Genomic DNA, 18828 nt, shown 5'->3' with positions numbered 1-18828 from the left:
TCAAATATGACAAAGCCATATTTGACATTAAAAATTTATTTTACAAGAGCATAGAAATCCTCGTAGGCATGCTTCATGTTTTCGGCCTGGTTGATTGCAGAAGAAGCTGCAATTCCAAAGATGCCTGTTTCCAATAAAGCTTCTACATCAGTTAGCTTTACACCACCGACCGCTAATACAGGAAGGTTAATCTCTTTTTCTTTTAAGGCAGCAGCGATCTTTGCATAACCCTCCAGGCCTAACCACGGAGAATTGTTTGGTTTGGTATCGGTATGGCTGAACGGGCCGCAACCTGCATAATCAGCACCTTCGTCCGCTAACCTGAGTAGTCCCTCTAAGGTATTGGAAGAACCACCAATGGTAATATCTTCCCCTAACTGCTCACGTAACGCTTTAAAATCAGCATCCATGTCTTCGATATGAAAACCCTGGATGTCTGCTTTTCTGTTCAAATGAATGTGATTGGTTACAATCAATGTTGCGCCCCAGTCATCACAAATTTCTGCGATGGCATTAATATCCTTTAAAAGAGCTTCATCATCCTTGGTCAGACAACGGTATTGAACCCATTTTGCACCTGCCTCACAAGCTAGTTGTGCCTGTTCAATATGCGTTAAGGTTTCAATATCATGTGTGATAAACTGAAGCTTTTCGATGAATTTTTTCATGAGTATATATTGTTATGAAGATTTCCGGATTAAAATTTGCTAAAGTTAAATCTTAAAACTTAACATTTAAGGATAATAACAGGTTAGTCCCCGCTTGTGGAAAATAGAAATTCTCTGTTACCCGGTTACCACCACTATAAGATCCATAAGTATAACCATTACTCTCATATTTTTTGTCGAGGATGTTATTAACCAGTAAACCAACGTTCATGTTTTTTACTCCTTTAAAGCTGAAATCATAACCTAAACGGACATTGTTTACCCAGTAGCCATTCAGCTTTCTGCCTTCATTCTGTGTATTGTCCATATACTGTTTACTCACATACTTGCTCTGTAACGCTACAGCAAAACTGGTAAAAGGTTTATAAACCAGCTCTCCGAATAAAACGGCATCCGGTGAAAAAGAAATGTTGGTATTCGTGTAATGATAGGTATCCTCTTTGTTCGTGTCATAATTGAAAATGAACTCAGAGAAGTCTTTAATCTTATTTCTGCTCAATGCCGCGTTGGCATTAACCAGGAAATGGCGGCTTAAAGTATAAGATCCATCAAATTCAACTCCAATTCTGGAACTATTAGGGACGTTCTGACGAATAGAAGCACCCACATCACTTAGCTTTCCGGTTACCACCAGCTGATCTTTATAGAACATTCCATATACGTTCACGCCCGCACTGTACTGTGCATCTTTGATCCGGTATCCGGCTTCTACGTTATATAACCTTTCCGGATGTGGGAGAGTACCTACATTCGCATTCACATAGTCATCGCGGTTACCCTCTTTGTTGGCAATACTCAAAGAAGCATAAATATTGCTTTTTGGATTTACAAAGTAAGATGCGCCTAGCTTAGGATTGAAGAAATTAAGCTTATCGTGAATATTTAAAGGCAGTAAATCATTGTCTTTACCAGTAATATCATAATTCAATCTTCTGTATTGAACGTCTGCAAATAAGTTTAGTTTTTCAACCGGGCTATAAGAAACCTTCGCATAAATATTGAAATCATTTTTATTTCCGTCTCCATCATAATAATGATCAGAATTATTCAGGTTTGAAGAAATTTGTGACCAGTTGATCTGGCCATAATGCTTGCCGCGGTATTGATTATAAGCACCGCCCACTGTGAAATTCAGCTGAGAAGAAGCCTTATAATTGAAACTGTAAGTTGCGCCGTAAAAATTGTTATTTAACCAGCGTCTGCGCACAAGATCTGTTGTAAATATTGGTGCATTGTTGATGATTGGGTTTTCTAAACCATAGTCAGCAAATTTTTGTCCAGCTTTAAACTCTTCATAATAACCCCTTCCATAAGTATAATGCAAAGCGCCATTGAAAGAGAACCTATCATTTAACTGTTTCGCATACAAAACCTGGTAATGATCCTGCCAGTAGTTATCATTCTGATCTTTGTATAAGAATGAATTATATTTTCTGTTATCCGCAGTCAGTAAATTTGCAGCATCGGCTCCTGTTATCCCATTTCTTTCGATATAATCATTGATGCCTTGTACATCCCCTCTTAACTTCGACTCCGGAACACCATTCCAGGACTGGTAAGTTTTCTCTGAACCAGAAAAGACGTTAATCCGTAACAAATCAGTTTTTCCATGATAAGCACCAGATAAGAAATAAGATTTTAATAACGATGCACCACGGTCTACAAAACCATCAGACTGTATTCTTGATAAGCGGCCATCAAAGCTGAATTTATTATCAATCAGTCCTGTTCCGATTTTTACCGTGTTTTTTAAGGTGTTGAAAGAACCATAGGTGCTGTTAACTTCTGCGTAAGGCTCTAAACCCGGAGCAGAAGTTTGTATGTTCAAGCTTCCGCCAAATGCACCAGCACCATTTGTAGAAGTTCCCACGCCGCGCTGAATCTGGATACTCTCTACTGAGGAAGCAAAATCGGGCATATTTACCCAGAATGAACCCTGACTTTCAGAATCATTTAATGGAATTCCGTTAACAGTAACGTTGACCCTTGTCGCATCACTGCCTCTGATCCGGATTCCTGTGTAACCTACTCCGGTTCCTGCATCAGAAGTGACTACCACACCGGGCGTATTGTTGATAATGAAAGGTAAATCCTGTCCGAAGTTATTAGCTTCAATATCAGATTTACTCACGTTCTTATAGGTTGTACCTGACTTTTCCGTAGCCCTGGTGGCCATGACAATAACTTCATCTGCCAGGTATGCTGAAGGCTCCAGGTTGAAATCGATCTGCTGATCTCCTTTCACTTCAATAGTCTTTTGCTGTGTTTCATAACCGACAAAACTTACGGTCAGCACATATTTACCAGCTTTAACATTTTTAAGCTGATAGGCTCCATTCGCATTACTGCTGGAACCGATACTGGTGTTTTTTAAGCTGATACTTGCTCCCGGTAAGCTGGTATGTTTTGTATTTTCGGAAACTGATCCCGAAATTGTGAATTGCGCGCTGGCAAATACAGGTAAAAGGAACACAGCTATAACTGCGATCAATAATGTTTTCAATTTGCTACTGTTTTTTAGTAAAACCTGTTGTACATAGGGCTAATACAACATAATTAAACTCCATAACTCCAATCCCTCCGCCGGCATTACCCGGATCAGGTGCATATTTGAAGCGCCTGAAATTAATTCAGCGCTCAAATAATGGGTATGATCTCAGCCTGTCTTTGTGTTTTTTACAAAACAAGGCACCCCTTTTGATATTGGCAAATGTATAAAATATTTTAGATATAGCAATTTAGCAGTGCTTATACCGTTACTCTATATCCTCTTTCTCGCTTTGTGCATTCGTATATCCTTGTGAATATTTGATACTCCCCCAGGCAGTTAACATCGTAATGATGTCTTCATCTTTTATTGGTCCGGTCAATTGACTTTTACAATACTCTAAAAATTCTGTTTCGTTCATTTCGTATGCTTATTTTGTTTCCAAAAATTTATCTATTGCTGTAATTGCATTTTGTAAACGATCTTCAATCCCGCTGATTACTACATAATCAGCGCCAAGATCTTTCAATTCTTTATGCCATATGGCCATAAAATGTTCGCGCATATGCGGGAAATCACGTTGTGGGTCTTCCTGCCATGGTAAATCAATATTCAGCAGTAAATAATGATCATAGGTCCTCAATGGTAAAGCATCCAGGACTATTTGAGGAGTCTCGCCCAGCATTTCATCACTCCATATTTTTACCGTTAAAAAGGTAGTGTCACAGAAAATCAACTCCTGCTCCGCGACTGCCAGGATTGATTCTTCAAGAGCCTGCTGTCCATGGAACATATTAATTTCATCCTGCATCGTACAAGGCGCAGTTAATGCCGCGCAATAATATCTTGCAAACTCAGGGACCCAAAGCGTATGGTAATGTTTAGCCAGTAATTTTGTCAGTGTGGACTTTCCTGTGCTTTCAGGGCCAACGATAGCTATTTTTTTAGTCATGACTTTTCAATGTAATTTCTGTTTCCAATCTTGATTTTTTCCATCCCTGGTAACCTACCCAGGCGATATAAACATATAAAGCATACATAATCGCGGTAGCATAAAGATCTTTTGACACATAAACACCTACATAAATAATATCTACAAAAATCCAGATCAGCCAGTTCTGTAATACTTTTCTGGCGAGGAATATTTGTGCAACCAGGCTGCATGCCGTACAAAAACTATCTAAAAACGGGTAAGACGCTTTGGTAAAGTAATGTAGTAAAGTTCCCGGAAGAATAGTTAGCAGGATAATGGCGACGGCCGATAAGCCCATTTCTTTATTGGTAATGATACTGACAGGTCTGGAGGTTTCCGGATTATTCCTGTTTTTACTCCAGAAGTACCAACCATAAGCATTGGTGACTAAAAAATAAACCTGCAGGCCCATATCCGAGTATAACTTACTTTCAAAAAAAATGAAAATATAGATCAGTACGCTTACAATAGCAAGGGGCCAGTTCAAAATATTGTTTTTTGCGGCCAGCCAGACACAAAGTGTTCCGGTAATTACACCGCACCACTCCAGCCAGCTGGTTATGCTGAAAAAATGTTCAATACTGTCTCTGACTACATCGACTATGGCTACCATGCGTCAAATGTAAAATTATTTACGGTTTTATTTCTTGCTGGCAGGAGAGGAGCTGAAACTTAAAGAAGTTCTCAAACTCACGTCTGCTGTTAAATTTTCTCTTAATACATACTCCAGCCTTACCTTCAGGCTGTTGCCTTTGATATACTGATCCACAAAACGTGAATTGTCAATATCCAGGACTAAAGAAGATCCGATATGTTCTGAAACATCATTTCTCGAAGCGACCATGACTTCACCACTGCTTCCATTGGAAATGAAAACTTTAATGGATTTAAACATACTCATGCTTTTATCATTTGGATTGGAAGCTATGATTTTCGCAGAGGCGATTCTAATATCTCTCACATAGTCATTTCCACTCTGATTGCCGATTACCTCATCAAAACTTCCGGCAGCGCTGGTCACAGAAGCTGTACTATCCGCCTTAGAAGATTTCGGAATAACCAGGGTAGCAGTATAAGGAAAGCTCGATTTAATAATAGACTGGACAGTGCCGCATCCACTTAAAAGAATAACAGTAGCGAAGACTGCAAATAGTAATTTTTTCATTTTTTTATCTTGTATAATTGCGTTATACCTTTTCCATTAACGCACTAATTTTGTTCAAAGTACGCTTATTAAAAATAAACACAGCCCACCGTTAAGCTATCCTATTTTTCTGTTCTGATTATTTTGGCTTTCTTTTGAAAAAAAACTGAATTATTACGGTCTAATAATGTACCTTTGCATCCCGACAGAACAGTCGGGATTCTTTAGCAATAGCACGTAAAATCTCGCCCAGCTATCAGTCTAACACGACGAACATTTTTTAACAAAACACTTTAGACTTTTTTAAAGCCTTATGCCTAAAGACACCTCCATACGTTCAGTATTGATTATCGGTTCCGGACCTATTATTATTGGCCAAGCCTGTGAGTTTGATTACTCCGGATCCCAAGCTGCCTTATCCTTAAAAGAAGAAGGAATTGAAGTTTCTATTATAAACTCCAATCCTGCAACTATTATGACTGATAAGATCATTGCAGACCATGTTTACCTCAGACCTTTAACGGTAGACTCTATTGAGCAGATTTTAATAGAGCGGAAAATTGATGCTGTATTGCCAACCATGGGAGGGCAAACTGCCTTAAACCTTTGTAAGGAAGCTGAAGAACGTGGTGTTTGGGAAAAACATGGCGTTAGAGTAATTGGCGTTGATGTTGCTGCAATTGAAAAGACAGAAAACAGAGAAGCCTTCCGCCAGTTAATGGTAGATATAGGTGTGGGTGTTGCACCTTCGAAAATTGCAAACTCTTTCCTTGAAGGTAAAGAAGCGGCACAGGAAATCGGCTATCCGCTGGTCATCCGTCCTTCTTATACTTTAGGTGGGTCAGGTGGTGGTTTTGTCCACAAAAAAGAAGAATTCGATGCCGCGTTAAAACGTGGACTTGAAGCTTCACCAACACACGAAGTATTAGTAGAAAAAGCAGTCTTAGGCTGGAAAGAATACGAGCTGGAGTTACTAAGAGACAGCAATGATAACGTAATTATCATTTGCTCGATTGAAAACTTTGACCCGATGGGTATTCATACTGGTGACTCTATTACAGTTGCACCAGCAATGACTTTATCTGATACCTGTTACCAGGAAATGCGTAACCAGGCGATCAAAATGATGCGTGCAATCGGTACTTTCGCAGGCGGATGTAACGTGCAGTTCTCAGTTAACCCTGATAACGACGATATTATCGCTATCGAAATTAACCCAAGGGTTTCCCGTTCATCAGCACTGGCAAGTAAAGCAACTGGTTATCCGATTGCTAAAATTGCTTCTAAACTGGCGATTGGTTATAACCTGGATGAAATCGAAAATCAGATTACTAAAACTACTTCAGCTTACTTTGAGCCTACGTTAGATTATGTAATCGTTAAAATACCCCGCTGGAACTTTGATAAATTCAAAGGTGCGAACATGGAGTTAGGCTTACAGATGAAATCTGTTGGTGAAGTGATGGCTATTGGCCGCAGCTTTATCGAAGCCCTTCAAAAAGCATGTCAGAGTTTGGAAATCGGACGCGCTGGTTTAGGTGCCGATGGAAAACACAACAGAAGTATCGAAGAGATTATGCACGGCCTGGAGCATCCAAGCTGGAACCGCTTATTCCTGATTAAGGATGCAATGAGCATGGGCGTTCCATTGGAATCTATCCGTAAGGTGACCAGAATTGACAAATGGTTCTTAGCACAGATCCAGGAACTGGTACAACTGGAAACAGAATTAAAACGTTACTCGTTAACTAATATACCGAAGGAATTCTTCTTCACCCTGAAACAAAAAGGATTCTCAGATATTCAGATTGCTTACCTTTTAGGTAATGTAACCGAGGATGAGGTCTATGACCGCAGAAAATCACTGGGCATCAGAAGAGTTTATAAAATGGTAGATACTTGTGCTGCTGAATTCTCTGCACAAACTCCTTACTACTATTCAACTTTTGAGGACGAGAATGAATCTATCCCTTCAGATAAAAAGAAAATTATTGTATTAGGATCGGGCCCGAACCGGATTGGCCAGGGTATTGAATTCGATTACTCTTGTGTGCATGGTTTACTGGCAGCAAAAGAAAGCGGATTTGAGTCGATCATGATCAACTGTAACCCTGAAACAGTTTCTACAGATTTCAACATGGCTGACAAGTTATACTTTGAGCCGGTATTCTGGGAACATGTGCGTGAAATCATCGAGCTGGAAAACCCGGTAGGTGTAATCGTGCAATTAGGTGGTCAGACTGCTTTGAAAATGGCAGAAAAACTTCATGAGAACGGAATTAAGATTATCGGAACATCTTACAACGATATGGATGTTGCTGAAGACCGCGGCCGTTTCTCAGACTTATTAAAAGAACTGGAGATCCCTTATCCTAAATATGGTGTTGCGGAAAATGCGGAAGAAGCTATCGTGGTAGCTAATGAAGTAGGTTACCCGGTACTGGTTCGTCCTAGTTATGTATTAGGTGGACAAGGAATGAGTATTGTGATCAACGATGAAGATCTGGAAAAAGCAGTAGTGAAGTTATTAGGTGATTTACCAGGTAACAGAGTGCTGATTGACCATTTCCTTGACAGAGCAGAAGAAACTGAGTCAGATTCAATCTGTGATGGTGAGGATGTACATATCGTAGGTTTAATGGAACATATTGAGCCGGCTGGTATTCACTCCGGAGATTCATTTGCGGTATTACCTCCATTCAGTCTTTCTGCCAAAGTAATGGAAAGCATGGAGACTTACTCTAAGAAAATTGCCAGGGCATTAAATGTAATCGGTTTACTGAATATTCAGTTTGCTGTGAAAGATGAAAAGGTTTATGTGATTGAAGCGAACCCAAGAGCTTCCAGAACTGTTCCTTTCATCGCTAAAGCATACGATGTTCCTTATATCAATATCGCAGCTAAAATCATGTTAGGTGTGAACAAACTGAAAGACTTTACCATTGAACGTAAATTAGAAGGGTATGCCATTAAGGAACCTGTTTTCTCTTACGATAAATTCCCTGAAGTACCGAAGGAATTAGGTCCTGAAATGAAATCAACTGGTGAATCTATCCGGTTTATCAAAGACCTGGAAGATCCGTATTTCAGAAAGCTGTACAAAGACAAATCGATGTATTTATCGAAATAATAAAAAGCTTATTGATAAAAAAGTCCCGCATTGCGGGACTTTTTTATGTCTTGATTTTAACCGACGGGCCTGAAAATACGCTTTAAATGGATGTTCTCCACAGGATAAACCACCAAAGGAATCTTTTCAATGATCGTTTCACTCGTATCCAGTCCAAAAGCTTTAGTGTCAGACTGAGCCAGTCGCTTAATTGCAAAATAACTTCTCAGGATAAACCCATCTTTTAAACTGAAGTCATTCTCATAAGAAAGGAATTTCTCCATGATCACAAAGCGGAAATCTGCTGCGAGGTTGAACTTATTCAAAGAGTCGTACTTACTCGTAATATCAATCTCTTTGTTCGCTACCATTTCCTGCACCACTTTTCTGAACAGCACATTGACCCTCGGGTGGATACGGAAACCCAGTCTGAACTCGATGCGGATAATTTTATCATCGGCAAGCTCTTCTACCATGAACTCCATCGTATAAGGCTCATCCGTTCTTTCGATATGTACAAACCAGTACACGTCTGCCCGTTTGGGATTACGGCTGAATATAGAATAAAGAACCTTCTGCTCAATTTGCTTGCTGTTATTTGCTTTCGTTAAATAGATCAGGTGTGTACAATATTTGGCTATCGAGCGATCTTCACTGAGCGCCTTGAGCATCGGTACCTGGTCTTCAAGCTCTACGAATTTTAAGAAGCGATTGGTAATCTTGCGCGCTTTGAACCAAACGAACATGGTGAAAATCAAGCCAACCTCGAAGACTAAGAAGAATAATCTTTTGACGATTTTTACGGAGTTTGCTACAAAGAAAGAAAGCTCTACGACTGCAAAAACACTCACAATAATAATCACCAGCCAAAGTGGCCAGCGTTTTACATACCGCATAAAATAATACATCAGTATCGTGGTCATCAGCATCGCGATCGTAATAGAAAAGCCGTAGGCTGCGGTCATATTCTCCGAAGTTCTGAAATAAAGAGAAACTGCAATACAGCCAATACAAAGCAGCCAGTTGATACTTGGAATATAAATCTGACCTCTGATATTCGTCGGATATTTAATCGTGACCTTAGGCCAGAAATTCATACTTACCGCCTCACTAATCAAGGTAAAAGAACCTGAAATCAATGCCTGGCTTGCAATAATAGTAGCCATGGTTGCGATAATGACCACAGGGATCAGGAATAAATGCGGCACAATTTCAAAGAAAGGATTGATGCCATTGAAATCCTTCTGTGGACTTTGCATTAATACCCATGCACCCTGACCCAGGTAATTCAGCACTAAGGCTGTTTTAACAAAGATCCAGCTGATCTGAATATTCTTTCTGCCGCAATGCCCCAGATCAGAATATAACGCCTCAGCACCTGTAGTACATAAAAATACAGCACCCAGCAACCAGAAGCCATGCGGATGATCCATTAATAGCCTGGCCCCATAATATGGGTTTAGTGCTTTGAAAATCTCAGGGTAATGCAGTACCTGGATTAATCCAAGCAGGGCAATCATACAGAACCAGCAAAGCATGATCGGGCCAAAAGAAGCACCGATAACCTTCGTCCCAAACTGCTGAAAAAAGAACAGCAGCACGATAATGGTAATCACAATACACAAAATCAGCGTATTGCCCGGCACAATAATCTTTGATAATGCTGGAACCAGGTTTAAGCCCTCAATAGCTGAGGTCACAGAAATAGGGGGGGTAATAATTCCGTCGGCCAGTAGTGTCCCCGCACCAATTATGGCAGGAATAGCCATCCATTTACCATAACGGCGCACTAAAGCGTAGAGTGAAAATATACCACCCTCTCCTTTATTGTCTGCCTGAAGTGTAATGAAAATATACTTGAAAGTAGTTTGCAGGGTGAGTGTCCAGAATACGCAGGAAATAGCACCTAATACTAAGGCGGGGTTAACCTGCCCACCCTCTTTAAGTAATACTTGAAAAGTATAAAGCGGGGACGTTCCTATGTCACCGAATATTATACCCAACGTCACTAACATACCCGCAGCGGATAGTTTTTTTAGATTAGGATGCATGTTTTTAGAGGCTGATTTAAAACAAAATTACGCTTTCTTGTTCTATATCAGCGATATGCGGTTTAATTTTAACCACATTTTAATTCTTGCCCCAGATCCTTGTGTTTAAATCAAGTTCATTGACAATATCATACATAAACTGAACGATATAAAGATCCTGATCAATGGACGTGTCCTCCAGTATACTTTTCTTTAAAGGGGGTTCAAAATAGTTTCCTCCGATCGGAAATGCAATATAAACCCGGGAGGCGATGAAGGAGAGTGAAATCGCATCCTTTGTTTTCTGATTCAGGGTCAAAATCCTGCTCATCATAGATGGCGTGAGGATGTATCTCGCCTCTATCTGGTCAGTGGAATGCGTACTGAAAGTTTTGTTGAATTCGGGGTCTTCCAGTTGAACCTGTGAGTTACCTGCTGAATTAAACATCGGTAATGCCTTCGCAAACCAGCCTGTTATAGAGCTTCCAATATCTTCCGGGCGGATCAGTGTGATCCCGTTGAAATTTTTATTGAAGTCTGCAGTAAAAATAATCCCTTTAAAAATCTCATGCCAGGTTTCTGTCTTATTGCCCTTGCTGTCCGTGCTTTCTGTTTTGTAAGAAGCATCCACTTCAGAAAAATAAAATCTGGTTTTAGCTAATGAACCTGTAATGCGGTCTTCGGTATGGTAGCGGTCAGGCGTATTTGAAAAGAGCTGACAGCCCAGAAACTCTTCTGACGATAAGCCTTCACCAGGTTCAAAGGTAATATCCTGGTAATTGGACTTTAAGATTGCAGTCAGCACATTCATTTTAAAACTCATCCTGTAAGCGCTGTAAATAGGAGCTACTTTCAAATAAAGGATAAGGGCATAAATCAGTGCGGCGATGCCTGGGATATAAAACCAGAATAACGCAATGCCTAAAACACCAAAGCCAATCACCACGAGTATACCAATTAAAGCATAGAGCCCTGCTTTACTTTTGAGTGCAGCTATTGCTTGACGTTCAACCTCTAAATGCTGTAAAACGGGTTGTAATGCAGGATCATTTCTGAAATCTGCCGCCATTAATTATTGAATAAATCTTTGGCATTTATATTTTTTCTTTCTTCCACCGTATTTTCCAGTACAGGGAAAGGCTGATAATTGAGCATTCCGGCAAAAATACTTCCCGGAAACATCATGATTCCATTGTTATAAACAGTCACTGAAGCATTATAATTTCTTCTGGCAGCAGCAATCTGTTCTTCACTTTCAGTCCAGGTGGATTGCAGGTTAAGGAAATTCTGGTTGGCTTTAAGATCGGGGTAGTTTTCTACCGTTACCATCATGCCATTTACTGCTGTGCCGATTTGTTTATCCAGTTCAATTTTTTCCTGGTTGCTCAGCTGACCAGTTTCGACTTTACTTCTTAATGCCGTTATTTTTGTCAGTGCGCCTTCTTCGTATTTTGTGTATTGTTTGACCGTTTCAACCAGGTTTGGTATCAGGTCATATCTTTTTTTAAGCATGACATCGATAGAAGAAAAAGCATTGCTGACCTGGTTTCTCTTCGCTATAAGTGAGTTGTAGAAACTAATGCCAATGATTGCGATCAGTACGATCACAAAGAGTAAGATAATGAGCATGTGGTATAAATTAGATTTTCATTAAAATTATTGAAATTTATCCGAACAATAAAGAAAAAACATCTTCAATTTTGTTTACTCCTGTAATCTCCAGTTTATATTTATCCGTAATCAGTCCCTTCAAATTATAATTGGAAACAAAGATCCTTTCAAAACCCAGTTTATCCGCTTCAGCAATCCGCTGTTCTATCCTGTTTACTGCACGGATTTCTCCCGATAAACCAACTTCTGCAGCAAAACAGATCTTTGAAGAGATAAAAATATCCTCATGTGATGAAATAATAGCAGCAAGTATAGCCAGGTCAATTGCCGGGTCTTCTACTTTAATTCCACCGGCGATATTTAAAAACACATCCCGGGTGCTTAACCTGAAACCACAGCGTTTTTCCAGTACAGCAAGCAGCATATTCATTCTTCGGGTATCAAAGCCCGTAGCTGAGCGCTGAGGTGTTCCATAAGCTGCAGTACTGACCAAAGCCTGCGTTTCAATTAACATCGGTCTTGCGCCTTCTAAGGTTGCTGCAATGGCAATGCCACTTAATTCCTCGTCTCTTTGAGAAAGCAGGATTTCAGAAGGATTAGAAACCTGTCTGAGGCCACCACTGTGCATCGCGTAAATTCCTAATTCTGCTGCGGCACCAAACCTGTTTTTAATCGAGCGCAGAATTCTGTAAACATGATGTCTGTCGCCTTCAAATTGTAAAACGGTGTCTACCATATGTTCCAGGATCTTTGGCCCTGCAATCGCTCCATCTTTGGTAATATGGCCGATTAAAAATACAGGTGTATCAGTTTCCTTGGCAAAACGCAATAATTCAGCAGTACATTCCCTGACCTGGGAAACACTGCCCGGCGTAGAATCGATATGTGCAGAATGCAGTGTCTGGATGGAATCCACTACAATAATATCGGGTTCAAGAACCTCAATTTGCTTAAATATATTTTGTGTAGAAGTTTCGGTCAGGATATAACAATCAGCAGTTGGATTACTGGTAATCCTTTCTGCGCGCATTTTAATCTGCTGTTCACTTTCCTCGCCCGAAACATAGAGTACTTTTTTTCCGGTGATGTTTAGCGCAAGCTGCAGCATCAGGGTTGATTTCCCGATACCCGGTTCTCCCCCGATCAAAACGACAGATCCGGCAACCAGGCCTCCGCCTAAAACGCGGTCCAGTTCCAGGTCATTGGTAGAAAGCTTGTTTTCTTCAGAAAACGCGATGTTGGTAATCTTGTTGGGTTTGTTTGATCTTTTCGTTGATCCTGAGCTCTGCCATGCCGGGACACTTGCCCCTGGTTTTTCAATAACTTCCTCTACGAAAGTATTCCATGAATTACAAGAAGGGCATTTTCCAAGCCATTTGGCCGATTCATACCCACAACTCTGACAGAAATATGCTGATTTAGTTTTAGCCAATTGATTTGAGATTAAAACCCAAATTTAACTTAATTCGATGGATATTAAATAGAAAAGCCTGGTACTTTTAAGTAACCAGGCTTTTCCATTATGTTTTGAACACAAGTTTTACAACTTTATTTCTTCGTCTTTAGAAGAGATAAAATGAAACTCTGTTAATAAGTAAGACGGAACTGCCTTAACTTTAATTTTCTGTCCGAATTTAAAGAACCACTTCCATTGCAGGGAGTAAACACCTTTTTTGATAAAGGCCTCTATATACGGGTGTACACAAAGCGTAATGTTTTTTTCATTCTGCTCACGCAAAATGTAGTTCATATTACTTTCAATATCATCCATTAAAACGATACTCGCTTTAATTTCACCAGTACCATGACACATCGGACAAACTTCACTGGTCACAATGTTCATTTCTGGACGAACACGCTGACGCGTTATTTGTACAAGGCCAAATTTACTTGGAGGCAGAATAGTGTGTTTAGCACGATCCAGTAACATCAGTTCACGCAGATAGTCAAATAACATTTTACGGTTCACTGGTTTGTGCATATCGATAAAATCGATTACTACAATACCACCCATATCACGTAGTCTGAGCTGACGCGCAATTTCTTTTGCCGCTTCCTTGTTTACCTGTAAGGCGTTGTCTTCCTGGTTTTCTTTATTAGCTGTTCTGTTACCACTGTTAACATCGATCACGTGAAGTGCTTCGGTATGTTCTACAACAAGATAAGCTCCGCCGGCAAGATTTACGGTTTTGCCAAAGCCATTCTTAATTTGTTTTTCAATTCCGAAATGCTCAAATATAGGCTCCTTGTGCTTGTAAGGTTTAACAATTTTCTCCATTTCCGGAGAAATTTCATGCACATAAGAACGAATATCTTCAAACAAGCCTGCATCGTTCACATAAACATTAGTGAAATCAACACTTAAAATGTCACGAATTAACGTTGACGTTCTGTCCATTTCGCCCCAAACACGTTTGGAAGGCTCAGCCTCAGGTAATTTCTTAATGAAATTTTCCCATTTGGAGACAGAATCCAATAAGTCTTTTTGCAATTCTTCAACCCCTTTACCTTCAGAAACTGTTCTGATGATCACACCGAAGTTTTTAGGCTTAATACTTTCAATAATCTTTTTTAAACGATTACGTTCCGTATTACTCTTAATTTTTTTCGAGATTGATATTACATTAGAAAAAGGGACCAATACAATGTACCGTCCTGCAATAGAAAGATCAGAGCTTAGACGCGGTCCTTTAGTTGAAATAGGCTCTTTAGCTATTTGAACAGGTATAAGCATGTTTTTGGAAACGACCTCAGATATTTTGCCAGCCTTATTAATATCGGCTTCAAGCTTTAAATTGTCTAATAACGTCCCACTAACAGTGCCATTCCGCTTAATTTTTGTAAGCTTTAATAAAGATTGAACTTGCGGACCAAGATCGAAATAATGCAAAAAAGCATCTTTCTCATAACCCACATCAACAAACGCAGCATTCAGTCCCGGCATAATTTTCTTTATGCGGCCTAAATAAATGTCGCCTACGGCGTAATTTGTGTTGACGTGTTCTTTATGAAGTTCTACAAGTTGTTTATCTTCAATCAAAGCTATGGTTACTCCCGTAGGAGACGAATCGATAATTAATTCCTTTACCAAAAGCTATACATTTAAAGGGATGAATCCCTTATTAAACACATGGACTGAATATATAAAAAACAGATCAACGAATAATAGATACTAAAACTAATCTTAGTATCTATTATTCGTTGATCATGGAGAAAAATCTATTTTTTCTTATGTCTGTTTTTTCTTAAACGCTTTTTACGTTTGTGGGTGGCCATTTTATGTCTTTTTCTTTTTTTACCGCTTGGCATAATTGTAAGGTTTAGATATTTTTATAAATCTGTTTATTAGTTTTTGGTTTTCAGCTCGGCCACTTTCTTATCAATGAAATTAGATAAGGTTGGATTTGCTGCCAATTTTTTGCTGTTCAGGTAGGCCTCAACAGCTTCCTTGTTTTTACCCAGGTTCTCATAAGCTGTAGCCAGATAGAAATAAGCATCTGGTGAAGGCTTTTTAGCTATTATACCATTGAACCTGGTTATTGCTTTGTCAAATTGTCCGGATTTTATTGCAAAAGTTCCTAAGCTCATGTTTGCTTTCAGGTTATCAGGATCTTTTTTAATGACTTCCAGCAACATTGCTATTCCCGACATCGGTGCGCCCATGCCGTTAACGACAGTGATTCCCAACCCGGTTTTAGCTTCAAGATTTGTTGAATCCAGTGCCACAGCATTCGTATAAGCTGCATTTGCTTTTTGTAATAATACAGGAGAGATTAAACTATCCTGTGTATTGTCAAAAGCTTTCATCAATCTGCCACCAGCAGCTAACCAGCTATTCAGGTTTCGCTCTTTGCCAGCAATGATTTCCAGATATAACGCGCTTGGAACAGCTTGTTCAACATCGTCCCATTTTTCTGCAAGAACTTTCGCAGCGTTCACTTTCTGATCTTCAGATGCAGTTTTATACGCATTTTCCAATGTAGTGATTTCCGCAGCTAAGTTAGCATTAATTGAATTTTTAGCAGCGGTCGAAACCTCTGTTAAATTAATTGTACTGCCTGCTGAAGTAAGTTGTCCGCCGGCAGGAACGCCAGATGTTTCTTTCTTCGGCTTCACTAAACCTTTAATATCTCTTGTAAACAAAAATACGCCCAGCAGGATTACTGCTGCAATAATTAATGTCTGTTTAGATCGGATAGTGTTCATCATAAGCAGATTAAGCTTCTACGCTTAGTTTTTTTGAATTGTTTTTTACTTTATCAACAAAAACTTTTGCTGGTTTGAAACTTGGTACAAAATGTTCTGGAATAATAATCGCAGTGTTTTTTGAAATATTTCTGGCAGTTTTTTGTGCTCTTTTCTTAACAACAAAACTTCCAAAACCCCTAACATAGACATTCTCGCCACCGATCATACTGCTTTTGATTACTTTGAAAAACGCCTCAACGGTTTCCTGTACATCTACCTTTTCAATTCCTGTTTTCGTTGATATTTCTGAAATAATATCTGCCTTAGTCATATTTTCTATTATTAATTGTTGTGTGTTTAATATTATAAGTGATTTGGGGTTGCAAAAGTATTGCTTTTTAATGAGATAGGAAAATAAAAGATCAATTATTTATCTTGAATAGTATCAGGGAATTGCAAGTTTTACATAATCTAACGTGATCCGCGTATTTCTACAGGCTATAACAAAATATACATTGGTGAATTTTGCGCAAAGAAAAATAATAATTTATAACTCCGCAAAATAATGGATTACTTGTATTTTTGGAGTTATGGCATTTCAGCAAGAGCTTATCAGGTGGTACCTGGTTAATAAAAGAAATCTCCCCTGGAGACATACACAAGATCCTTATATTATCTGGTTATCAGAAATCATTTTACAGCAAACCAGGGTAGAGCAGGGCTTGCCTTATTTTAACCGTTTTCTGGAAGCGTACCCTACTGTTGCAGATTTCGCAGCGGCAACAGAAACACAGATTCTGAAGCTTTGGCAAGGTTTAGGCTATTATTCACGCGGAAGGAACATGCTATTTACCGCGCGCCAGATCATGGATTTATATGATGGCGTTTTCCCTGTAAGTTATCGGGAACTGATCAAACTTAAAGGAGTTGGTGAATATACGGCAGCTGCGATTTCTTCCTTTTCTTCGGGGGAAGCGATGGCCGTTTTAGACGGAAATGTATTTCGTGTACTCTCCAGATATTTTGGAATCAGCATACCGATTAACAGTACGCCAGGCAAAAAACAATTCTCAGAACTTGCACAATCTTTGATCGGTGAGCAAGATCCGGCCTTGTATAATCAGGCCATTATGGAATTCGGTGCTTTGCAATGTAAACCCAAATCTCCCGACTGTGAGATTTGTCCGCTGATGCTATCCTGCTATGCAAAAAATAATAACCTGGTCCCTGTTCTTCCGGTTAAACTCAAAACGGTGAAGGTAAGAACGCGGTTTATTAATTATTTTATTTGCGAAAATGACGATAAAGTGCTCGTTAATAAAAGGATTTTGGAGGATATATGGCAGCATTTATATGATTTTCCCAGCATAGAAACTTTAACGGAAGCTGATGCTGATCATGAGGAATTTTTGGAAAAGGTTAAACAAAATTTCGGTCCGGCTGTTGTTATCCGGCCGCTGATGCAAGTGAAACATTTATTGACACACCAAATTATATACGTTCAATTTTTTGGTTTAGATAATTATATCATTAACTTTAATGTTAGCGCAGAAGCCAATTGGGTCACTTGGGCCGATTTAGATCAGCTGCCACAACCAAAAATTCTAACCAAATTTATTAACTTCTATTTTAACAAATAGTAAACTCCAAATTCATGTCAGGTATTAACAAAGTAATTTTAGTTGGACATTTAGGGAAGGATCCCGAAGTCCGTCACTTAGACGGTGGTGTTACCGTTGCGAGCTTTCCGCTGGCTACATCAGAAACCTATAATAAAGATGGAAAACGCATAGAACAAACGGAATGGCATAACATCGTGTTATGGAGGGGTTTAGCTGAAGTGGCATCAAAGTATCTGCAGAAGGGGAAACTCGTTTATATAGAAGGAAAACTACGTACACGGTCATTTGAAGACCGGGAGAAGATAAAGAAATATGTAACTGAGGTTGTGGCCGAGAATTTTACTATTCTGGGCAGAAAAAGCGATTTTGAAAATACGCCGGTAACGACCAATAGTACACCTAAAAGCGAAAATGATTACCTGGATGCAGATGGTATCTCAGGTGACCTGCCTTTTTAAAGGAATTCGTCCTATAGTCTAAAGTTTTTATTTAATATTTTAAAAAAGCCAGCCTGTCCGGTCCCGGACAGGCTGGCTTTTTTGTTCAGTTCGCTGCCGGTCCGCCTGTTGATTGCAGACTATATCGTAGGTATTGACTAGGGTGTCTTATACTGGTTTTACTTTACAAAAGTGGAGGGGTTTTACTGATTTAGGTTTACATTAGGTCTTGTCCGGTTTTTAGTTTACAGTTTTGAAGAGTGAATATTTCTACTTAAAACTATACATTATGATTTGATTGTAACTACATCTGGCACTTTTTTCTTTCTGGTATTTTTCCAGTATTTTATCAATGGTTCAGTAGTTTGATGAGCAACTTCTGGAGTTAGAAAACTACAACTCATATGTGGTCTAATATTATTGTAGGCTTCTATTGCTGTTTTTACTGCGAATAATGCTTCAGTTCGGGATTTGAATATCCTGCTTAGTTTAAATTCAGTTTTTAGAATACCATTTATCCTTTCAGCAATTGGATTTTCATAAGCTTCACCATGCTGG

General features: G+C 39.3%; 17 protein-coding genes. 3 read left to right on the top strand and 14 right to left on the bottom strand.

Translation table 11 applies throughout. The features are described from left to right. Nucleotides 1–35 precede the first annotated feature (35 nt). The 6 genes from LY11_RS05155 to LY11_RS05135 form a co-directional block, all read right to left on the bottom strand. The gene (locus LY11_RS05155; protein WP_111632678.1) at nt 36–668 is read right to left on the bottom strand and encodes a thiamine phosphate synthase; all 633 of its coding nucleotides are present in this window, start codon (nt 666–668) and stop codon (nt 36–38) included. Nucleotides 669–720: 52 nt separating this feature from the next. Beyond that, a complete protein-coding gene (locus LY11_RS05150) occupies nt 721–3171 on the bottom strand; it encodes a TonB-dependent receptor (RefSeq protein ID WP_111632677.1) in 2451 nt (816 codons plus the stop codon). A gap of 253 nt (nt 3172–3424) precedes the next feature. Then, a complete protein-coding gene (locus LY11_RS26660; protein ID WP_170132634.1) occupies nt 3425–3577 on the bottom strand; it encodes a hypothetical protein in 153 nt (50 codons plus the stop codon). A 9-nt stretch (nt 3578–3586) separates the two neighbouring features. After that, complete coding sequence (locus LY11_RS05145; protein WP_111632676.1) at nt 3587–4108, bottom strand: AAA family ATPase; 522 nt, start codon at nt 4106–4108, stop codon at nt 3587–3589. Continuing rightward, a complete protein-coding gene (gene pnuC / locus LY11_RS05140; RefSeq protein WP_111632675.1) occupies nt 4101–4742 on the bottom strand; it encodes a nicotinamide riboside transporter PnuC in 642 nt (213 codons plus the stop codon). The genes LY11_RS05145 and pnuC overlap by 8 nt, the downstream gene beginning before the upstream one ends. Before the next feature lie 27 nt (nt 4743–4769). Further along, nucleotides 4770–5294, bottom strand: a complete 525-nt coding sequence (locus tag LY11_RS05135; RefSeq protein WP_111632674.1) for a hypothetical protein — start codon at nt 5292–5294, stop codon at nt 4770–4772. A 292-nt stretch (nt 5295–5586) separates the two neighbouring features. Here LY11_RS05135 and carB point away from each other — a divergent pair, with 292 nt between their 5' ends. After that, nucleotides 5587–8403, top strand: coding sequence for a carbamoyl-phosphate synthase large subunit (gene carB / locus LY11_RS05130; RefSeq protein ID WP_111632673.1), 2817 nt, complete (start codon nt 5587–5589; stop codon nt 8401–8403). Nucleotides 8404–8459: 56 nt separating this feature from the next. Here the strand turns inward: carB and LY11_RS05125 are convergent, their stop codons facing one another. The 7 genes from LY11_RS05125 to LY11_RS05095 all read right to left on the bottom strand — a co-directional run bounded on the left by LY11_RS05125 (nt 8460) and on the right by LY11_RS05095 (nt 16542). Next, nucleotides 8460–10433, bottom strand: coding sequence for a KUP/HAK/KT family potassium transporter (locus tag LY11_RS05125; protein ID WP_111632672.1), 1974 nt, complete (start codon nt 10431–10433; stop codon nt 8460–8462). Nucleotides 10434–10512: 79 nt separating this feature from the next. Then, the gene (locus LY11_RS05120; RefSeq protein WP_111632671.1) at nt 10513–11481 is read right to left on the bottom strand and encodes a DUF3137 domain-containing protein; all 969 of its coding nucleotides are present in this window, start codon (nt 11479–11481) and stop codon (nt 10513–10515) included. Beyond that, nucleotides 11481–12041 carry a LemA family protein gene (locus tag LY11_RS05115; protein WP_111632670.1) on the bottom strand — a complete coding sequence of 187 codons (561 nt, stop codon included), beginning with the start codon at nt 12039–12041 and terminating at the stop codon, nt 11481–11483. The genes LY11_RS05120 and LY11_RS05115 overlap by 1 nt, the downstream gene beginning before the upstream one ends. 37 nt (nt 12042–12078) lie before the next feature. Continuing rightward, nucleotides 12079–13455 (bottom strand): DNA repair protein RadA, encoded by a 1377-nt coding sequence (radA, locus tag LY11_RS05110; protein WP_111632669.1) that lies wholly within the window; start codon nt 13453–13455, stop codon nt 12079–12081. A 108-nt stretch (nt 13456–13563) separates the two neighbouring features. Beyond that, the gene (locus LY11_RS05105) at nt 13564–15114 is read right to left on the bottom strand and encodes an Rne/Rng family ribonuclease (protein WP_068404299.1); all 1551 of its coding nucleotides are present in this window, start codon (nt 15112–15114) and stop codon (nt 13564–13566) included. A 254-nt stretch (nt 15115–15368) separates the two neighbouring features. Next, entirely contained in the window at nt 15369–16232 is an 864-nt protein-coding gene (locus LY11_RS05100; protein WP_111632668.1) for a tetratricopeptide repeat protein, read from the bottom strand. A 7-nt stretch (nt 16233–16239) separates the two neighbouring features. Continuing rightward, nucleotides 16240–16542 (bottom strand): HU family DNA-binding protein, encoded by a 303-nt coding sequence (locus tag LY11_RS05095; protein ID WP_041883022.1) that lies wholly within the window; start codon nt 16540–16542, stop codon nt 16240–16242. A 259-nt stretch (nt 16543–16801) separates the two neighbouring features. Here LY11_RS05095 and mutY point away from each other — a divergent pair, with 259 nt between their 5' ends. Further along, entirely contained in the window at nt 16802–17851 is a 1050-nt protein-coding gene (gene mutY, locus LY11_RS05090; RefSeq protein WP_111632667.1) for an A/G-specific adenine glycosylase, read from the top strand. A 14-nt stretch (nt 17852–17865) separates the two neighbouring features. After that, complete coding sequence (locus LY11_RS05085; RefSeq protein WP_041883024.1) at nt 17866–18291, top strand: single-stranded DNA-binding protein; 426 nt, start codon at nt 17866–17868, stop codon at nt 18289–18291. A 266-nt stretch (nt 18292–18557) separates the two neighbouring features. Here the strand turns inward: LY11_RS05085 and LY11_RS05080 are convergent. Further along, a partial coding sequence (locus LY11_RS05080) for an integrase core domain-containing protein (RefSeq protein ID WP_146610802.1) occupies nt 18558–18828 on the bottom strand: 271 nt, incomplete at its 5' end.

The sequence above is a fragment of the Pedobacter cryoconitis genome (assembly GCF_003259615.1).
GTDB lineage: Bacteria > Bacteroidota > Bacteroidia > Sphingobacteriales > Sphingobacteriaceae > Pedobacter > Pedobacter cryoconitis.
This window is presented reverse-complemented; position numbering and strand designations above follow the sequence as displayed.